We start from the raw sequence: 6,359 nt of genomic DNA, 5'->3' as shown, positions 1-6,359 counted from the left end.
CCCCCCGGTGCTGGAGGCGGCCACCCGGCGGGCGGCCGCCACCGGCGGCTCGGTGCGCCTGGACCACGACCCGAAGCAGGCGGTCGAGGGCGCCGACGTCGTGGTGACCGACACCTGGACCTCGATGGGACAGGAGAACGACGGCAAGGACCGCGTCGGCCCCTTCCGCCCCTTCCAGGTCAACGCCGCGCTGCTGTCCGGCGCGGCGGACCGGGTCGCCGTCCTGCACTGCCTGCCGGCGCACCGGGGCTGGGAGATCACCGACGAGGTGATCGACGGGCCGCACAGCCTGGTCTGGGACGAGGCGGAGAACCGGCTGCACGCGCAGAAGGCACTACTCTGGTGGCTGCTGGCGGACGGCGACGTCGCCGTCGACGGCGGGTCCGAGGGGACCCCGCGATGACCCGTTCCTCCACCGCCGCCACCCGGGTCGCCCGACAGGCCAGGATCGCCCAACTGGTGGCCCAACGGGCGGTGCGCAGCCAGACCGAACTGGCCGCGCTCCTCGCCGCCGAGGGCATCGAGACGACCCAGGCCACCCTGTCCCGGGACCTCGACGAGCTCGGCGCCGTGAAACTGCGCGGTGCCGACGGCGGGGCCGCCGTCTACGTCATCCCGGAGGACGGCAGCCCGGTCCGGGGCGTGGAAGGTGGGACCAGCCGGCTCGCCCGCCTGCTGGGCGACCTGCTGGTCTCGGTGGACTCCTCGGGCAACCTGGCCGTGATCCGCACCCCTCCCGGGGCGGCGCACTTCCTGGCCAGCGCGCTCGACCGGGCCGCCCTGCACGACATCGTCGGCACCATCGCGGGCGACGACACCGTGCTGCTCGTGGCCAGGGAACCCCTCAGCGGGGCCGACCTCGCCAGGCGGGTGCACGCGTTGGCCGTGGGAGCCGGCGGCCAGCGGAACGGGAGCGACGTCGCACCCGCTTCGAACCCCATCGGGACCTCAAGCCCCGACCCGGGTGCAACCGACACTGACAAGACTTGATCACCTCGATCGCAGTAGTGACTGGAGAGCAACAATGACTGAGCGGGTTGTGCTGGCCTACTCCGGTGGGCTGGACACCTCCGTCGCCATCGGCTGGATCGCCGAGGAGACCGGCGCGGAGGTCGTGGCGGTGGCCGTGGACGTCGGCCAGGGCGGCGAGGACCTGGAGAGCATCCGCAAGCGGGCGCTGGCCTGCGGCGCGGTCGAGGCCGTCGTCGCCGACGCCCGGGACGAGTACGCGGACGAGTACTGCCTGCCCGCCCTCCAGGCCGGCGCCCTCTACATGGACCGCTACCCCCTGGTGTCGGCCCTCTCCCGCCCGCTGATCGTCCGGCACCTCGCCGAGGCCGCCAAGTACCACGGCGCCACCACGGTCGCCCACGGTTGCACCGGCAAGGGCAACGACCAGGTCCGCTTCGAGGTCGGCATCGGCGCGCTCGCCCCCGACCTCCAGGTGATCGCCCCGGTCCGGGACTACGCCTGGACCCGGGAGAAGGCCATCGCCTGGGCGGAGGATCGCGACCTCCCCATCGACGTCAACAAGCGGTCCCCCTACTCGATCGACCAGAACGTCTGGGGCCGTGCCGTGGAGACCGGGTTCCTCGAGGACATCTGGAACGCGCCCATCGAGGACGTCTACGAGTACACCGCCGACCCCGCCCAGCCGCGTGCGGCCGACGAGGTCGTCATCACCTTCGAGCGGGGCGTCCCGATCGCCATCGACGGCACCAAGGTCACCATGCTGCAGGCCATCCAGGAGATGAACCAGCGGGCCGGCGCGCAGGGCGTCGGCCGCCTGGACATGGTCGAGGACAGGCTGGTGGGCATCAAGAGCCGGGAGATCTACGAGGCCCCCGGCGCCATCGCGTTGATGACCGCCCACGAGGAGCTGGAGAACGTCACCCTCGAACGGGACCTGGCCCGCTTCAAGCGCCAGGTCGCCCAGAGGTGGAGCGAGCTCGTCTACGACGGCCTCTGGTTCTCCCCGCTGAAGAACGCCCTCGACAGCTTCGTGCTCAGCTCGCAGGAGCACGTCACCGGCGATGTCCGGATGGTGCTGCACGGTGGCCGGGCCACGGTCACCGGTCGCCGCAGCTCGCAGTCGCTGTACGACTTCAACCTCGCCACCTACGACGAGGGTGACGCCTTCGACCAGTCGCTGGCGAAGGGCTTCGTCCAGCTGTGGGGCCTGCCCAGCAAGATCGCGGCGAAGCGCGATCTCCAGGGCGACACCCCGCCCCAGAGCCGGGACTGACGCGAACGCGCGGGCGGCGCCGGCACCCACGGGAGGACCCGGTGCCGCCGCCGCCGTCCCGGCGCGGGCCGGCCACCCGGGTGGGGCCCGGCTGCCACCGGACCTGCCAGACTGCTGACCAGCGGGCGGGCCTCCCCTCCGGACGTCCCGTCGACGGGGCCGGCGCCCTGCCACCAGACCTCCGACCAAGGTGAGAGAACGACGGTGACGAACGACAAGGCAGCGCCCGCCCGGCTGTGGGGTGGCCGCTTCAGCTCGGGACCAGCCGAAGCGATGGCGGCGCTGAGCGACTCCACCCACTTCGACTGGGCGCTCGCGCCCTACGACATCGCCGGCTCCCGTGCCCACGCCCGGGTGTTGCACCGTGCCGGGCTGCTCACCGAGGAGGAGCTGGAGCGGATGCTCCGGGGGCTGGACACGCTGGCCGCCGACGTCGCCTCCGGTGAGTTCACCCCCACCAGGGACGACGAGGACGTCCACACCGCCCTCGAGCGCGGTCTGCTCGACAGGCTGGGCCGAGAGCTGGGGGGCAAGCTGCGCGCCGGTCGGTCCCGCAACGACCAGGTGGCGACGCTCTTCCGGATGTGGCTGCGGGACGCGGCGCGCCGGATCGCCACCGGCGTCCTCGACGTCGTCGACGCCCTGCTGGCGCAGGCCGCCACGCATCCGGACGCGGTGTTGCCGGGTCGGACACACCTCCAGCACGCCCAGCCCGTGCTCCTCGCCCACCACCTCCTCGCCCACGCCCAGGCCCTCGTCCGTGACGTCGACCGGTTGCGGGACTGGGACGCCAGGACCGCGTTCTCCCCGTACGGTTCCGGAGCGCTCGCCGGATCCTCGCTCGGCCTCGACCCGGAGGCGGTCGCGGTCGAGCTGGGCTTCGACGGACCGGTCGAGAACTCCATCGACGGCACGGCCTCCCGCGACTTCGCGGCCGAGGCCGCCTTCGTCCTGGCGATGCTCGGGGTCAACCTGTCCCGCGTCGCCGAGGAGGTCATCGTCTGGACCACCGCCGAGTTCGGGTACGCCGTTCTCGACGACGCCTGGGCCACCGGCAGCTCGATCATGCCGCAGAAGAAGAACCCGGACGTCGCCGAACTCGCCCGGGGCAAGTCCGGCCGGCTCATCGGCAACCTGACCGGCCTGCTCGCCACCCTCAAGGCGCAGCCGCTGGCCTACAACCGGGACCTCCAGGAGGACAAGGAGCCCCTGTTCGACTCCGTGCGGCAGTTGGACCTGCTGCTGCCGGCGCTCGCGGGGATGCTGGGCACCATGCGTTTCGACACCGAGCGGATGGCGGCGTGGGCCCCGGCGGGGTTCACCCTCGCCACGGACATCGCCGAGTGGCTCGTGCGCCAGGGCGTCCCGTTCCGCGTCGCGCACGAGGCGGCCGGCGAGTGCGTCCGGCTGGCCGAGGCACGAGGCGTCGGTCTTGACGAGCTCACCGACGCCGAGCTCGCCGGTGTGCTGCCCGAACTGACGCCCTCGGTGCGGGAGGTCCTCACCGTCTCCGGTTCCATCGCCTCCCGGGACGCCTACGGGGGAACGGCCCCGGCGCGGGTCGGCGAACAGCGCCACCGGCTGGCGAACCTGGTGGAGACCCAGCGGGTGTGGGCCTCGGAACCGGTGCGGACTTCGTGACACCTGCCCCTACCGAGCCAGGGCCCGCGCAGTTCACCAGGGAGGAACTGGCGGTCGACCCCGTCGACGCCGTTCCCCTGGTTCTCGGTTCGGTGCTGCGGTCCGACACCCCGCAGGGGCCGGTGGCGGTCCGGGTCGTGGAGGTCGAGGCCTACCGGGGCGCCGACGACCCGGCGTCGCACTGCTACCGCGGCCGGACCCGCCGGAACCAGGTGATGTTCGGACCCGCGGGGCACCTGTACGTCTACTTCGTCTACGGCATGCACTTCTGCGCGAACATCGTGTGCCTGACCGACGGGGTCCCCGGGGCGCTGCTGGTGCGCGGCGGTGAGGTCGTCGAGGGCGTCGAGCTGGCGAGGTCACGACGGCCGGCCTCGCGCCGGGACTCCGACCTGGCCAGTGGTCCCGCCCGGCTGACGACCTCACTCGGGTTGACGGCGACGCACGACGGGGCCGACCTGACCGATCCGGCCAGCCCGGTGCGGCTGTTCCGGGGCGATGGCGTCCCCTCGGAACAGGTGCGGCGCGGACCCCGGGTCGGTGTCGCCACCGCGATGGAGGTGCCCTGGCGGTTCTGGGAGTCCGGCTCCCCGGCCGTCAGCCCGTACCGCCGGGGTGGTCGGCGACGTGTGATCGCGACACCGCCTCCGGGGCGACGCGACTGACGGGGGCTGGGCCTTCTCCGGCGACGGGCAGGTCGTCTGAGGGCCAGGAGCCGCCACCGTCGACGAGCAGTGGCAGGGGCGCGGCGCGCCGAGTCGGAGTGTGTGACCGGACACGGGAACGCCAGGGACCGGCGGCCCGGCTGATGGGGGACAATGGCCCGGTGAGCGAGCACATCCTTGACGAGCTGACCTGGCGCGGCCTGATCGCGCAGTCCACCGACCTCGTGAGCATGCGCGAGGACCTCTCCCAGGGCCCGCTCACCCTGTATGCCGGTTTCGACCCGACCGCGCCGAGCCTGCACGCCGGGCACCTGATCCCGCTGTTGACCCTCCGCCGGTTCCAACGGGCCGGGCACCGGCCGATCGTGCTGGCGGGGGGCGCGACGGGGATGATCGGCGATCCCCGGGACGCCGGGGAACGGTCCCTGCACGCCCCGGACACCGTCGCCGAGTGGGCGAGCCGGATCCGCGGGCAGCTGGAACGGTTCGTCGAGTTCGACGACGGCCCGACCGGGGCCGTCGTGGAGAACAACCTGACGTGGACGCGGGATCTCACGGTCCTGGAGTTCCTCCGCGACCTGGGCAAGCACTTCCCGGTGAACGGCATGCTGGCCAGGGAGACGGTGAAGCGGCGGTTGGCCGGCGAGGGGATGTCCTACACGGAGTTCAGCTACCTGCTGCTCCAGGCCAACGACTACCTGCACCTGTACCGGCGCCACGAGTGCCGCCTCCAGATCGGCGGCTCCGACCAGTGGGGCAACATCGTGGGAGGCGTCGACCTGATCCGCCGGGTCGAGGGCGACGCGACGACCCACGGCCTGACGGTCCCGCTCATCACCGACTCCGAGGGCCGGAAGTTCGGCAAGTCCACCGGTGGCGGGAGCGTGTGGCTGGACGCCGAGCTCACCAGCCCCTACGCCTGGTACCAGTACTTCGTGAACACCGGTGACGCCGACGTCGGCCGGTACCTGCGGTTGTTCACGGAGCTGGACCGGGAGGAGATCGAGGAGCTCGAACGGCTCACCGAGGACAAGCCCCAGCTGCGGGCAGCGCAGCGGCGGTTGGCCCAGGAGCTGACCACCCTCGTGCACGGGGCGGAGCACACCGACCAGGTGGTGGCGGCGAGCCAGGCCCTGTTCGGGCGCGGCGAGTTCCGCGAGCTGTCGGCGGGCACGTTGCGCGCGGTCCTGGCCGAGGTGCCGACGGCGTCGGTCCGGCTGACCGACAAGCCCACCATCGTCGACCTCCTGGTCGGAGCCGAACTCACCCCGAGCAAGGGGGCGGCCCGGCGGGCCGTCGCGGAGGGCGGCGCGTACGTGAACAACACCAAGATCACCGACCCGGAGTGGGTGCCGAGCCAGGACGACCTGTTGCACGGGCGCTGGCTCGTCCTCAGGCGTGGCAAGCGTCACACGGCAGGGGCTGAAGTGCTCAGCTAGCCTGGAGCCAGGTCCCGGCGAGGCTGTTGACCAGCTGCTTCGCCGGGCTGGCAACTGTCGGGAGGGCAATTTGACTTGCCTGGCCGGACAGGCGTAGGTTGGTCTTGTCAGCGCGGAACGGACTCCGGTGGCGGACGCTGAGCGGCGGCCACGGGGGACGGAGCGCAGGGGTTGCGAACCAGGCTCCCACCTCGGGTGGTAGAGTGGGCAACTCCCCGGTGAACAGTGAAGGACCATGGGATGGCCCCCCCTCGTGGAGGCGAGATCATGGTGCTGCTACTGTTCCGGGGCGCAAAACAGCAACACACTGAGCAGCTCGGACCTGATACGGATCTGGCGAGGCCAAGACGCGGCCCCCGAACGCGACAG

The 6,359-nt window shown here is 72.1% G+C and carries 6 protein-coding genes; all 6 read left to right on the top strand.

The genetic code is table 11. The annotated features are described in order from the left end of the window. Positions 1-403, top strand: a 403-nt coding sequence (locus ACTIDRAF_RS0204870) for a Rossmann-fold NAD(P)-binding domain-containing protein (protein WP_039785843.1), incomplete at its 5' end; no start/stop codon positions are given. Then, positions 400-990 carry an arginine repressor gene (locus ACTIDRAF_RS0204865; protein WP_016697591.1) on the top strand — a complete coding sequence of 197 codons (591 nt, stop codon included), beginning with the start codon at positions 400-402 and terminating at the stop codon, positions 988-990. The genes ACTIDRAF_RS0204870 and ACTIDRAF_RS0204865, both read left to right, overlap by 4 nt. A gap of 34 nt (positions 991-1,024) precedes the next feature. Beyond that, positions 1,025-2,245 carry an argininosuccinate synthase gene (locus ACTIDRAF_RS27255; protein ID WP_039785836.1) on the top strand — a complete coding sequence of 407 codons (1,221 nt, stop codon included), beginning with the start codon at positions 1,025-1,027 and terminating at the stop codon, positions 2,243-2,245. A gap of 204 nt (positions 2,246-2,449) precedes the next feature. Continuing rightward, positions 2,450-3,886, top strand: coding sequence for an argininosuccinate lyase (gene argH / locus ACTIDRAF_RS0204855; protein WP_016697589.1), 1,437 nt, complete (start codon positions 2,450-2,452; stop codon positions 3,884-3,886). Then, the gene (locus ACTIDRAF_RS0204850; RefSeq protein WP_039785837.1) at positions 3,883-4,551 is read left to right on the top strand and encodes a DNA-3-methyladenine glycosylase; all 669 of its coding nucleotides are present in this window, start codon (positions 3,883-3,885) and stop codon (positions 4,549-4,551) included. Before argH ends, ACTIDRAF_RS0204850 begins: the two co-directional genes overlap by 4 nt. Positions 4,552-4,712: 161 nt before the next feature. Continuing rightward, a complete protein-coding gene (tyrS, locus tag ACTIDRAF_RS0204845; RefSeq protein WP_026065790.1) occupies positions 4,713-5,990 on the top strand; it encodes a tyrosine--tRNA ligase in 1,278 nt (425 codons plus the stop codon). Positions 5,991-6,359: the final 369 nt, after the last annotated feature.

It is taken from the genome of Actinoalloteichus spitiensis RMV-1378, from assembly GCF_000239155.1.
Lineage (GTDB): Bacteria > Actinomycetota > Actinomycetes > Mycobacteriales > Pseudonocardiaceae > Actinoalloteichus_B > Actinoalloteichus_B spitiensis.
The sequence above is the reverse complement of the archived record's forward strand: the minus strand, read 5'-3'. Positions and strand labels throughout refer to the sequence as shown.

Excerpts from the sequence above, each read along its gene's own strand:
- ACTIDRAF_RS0204865 (WP_016697591.1), top strand. The coding sequence starts at position 400 with ATGACCCGTTCCTCCACCGCCGCCACCCGGGTCGCCCGACAGGCCAGG.
- ACTIDRAF_RS27255 (WP_039785836.1), top strand. The coding sequence starts at position 1,025 with ATGACTGAGCGGGTTGTGCTGGCCTACTCCGGTGGGCTGGACACCTCC.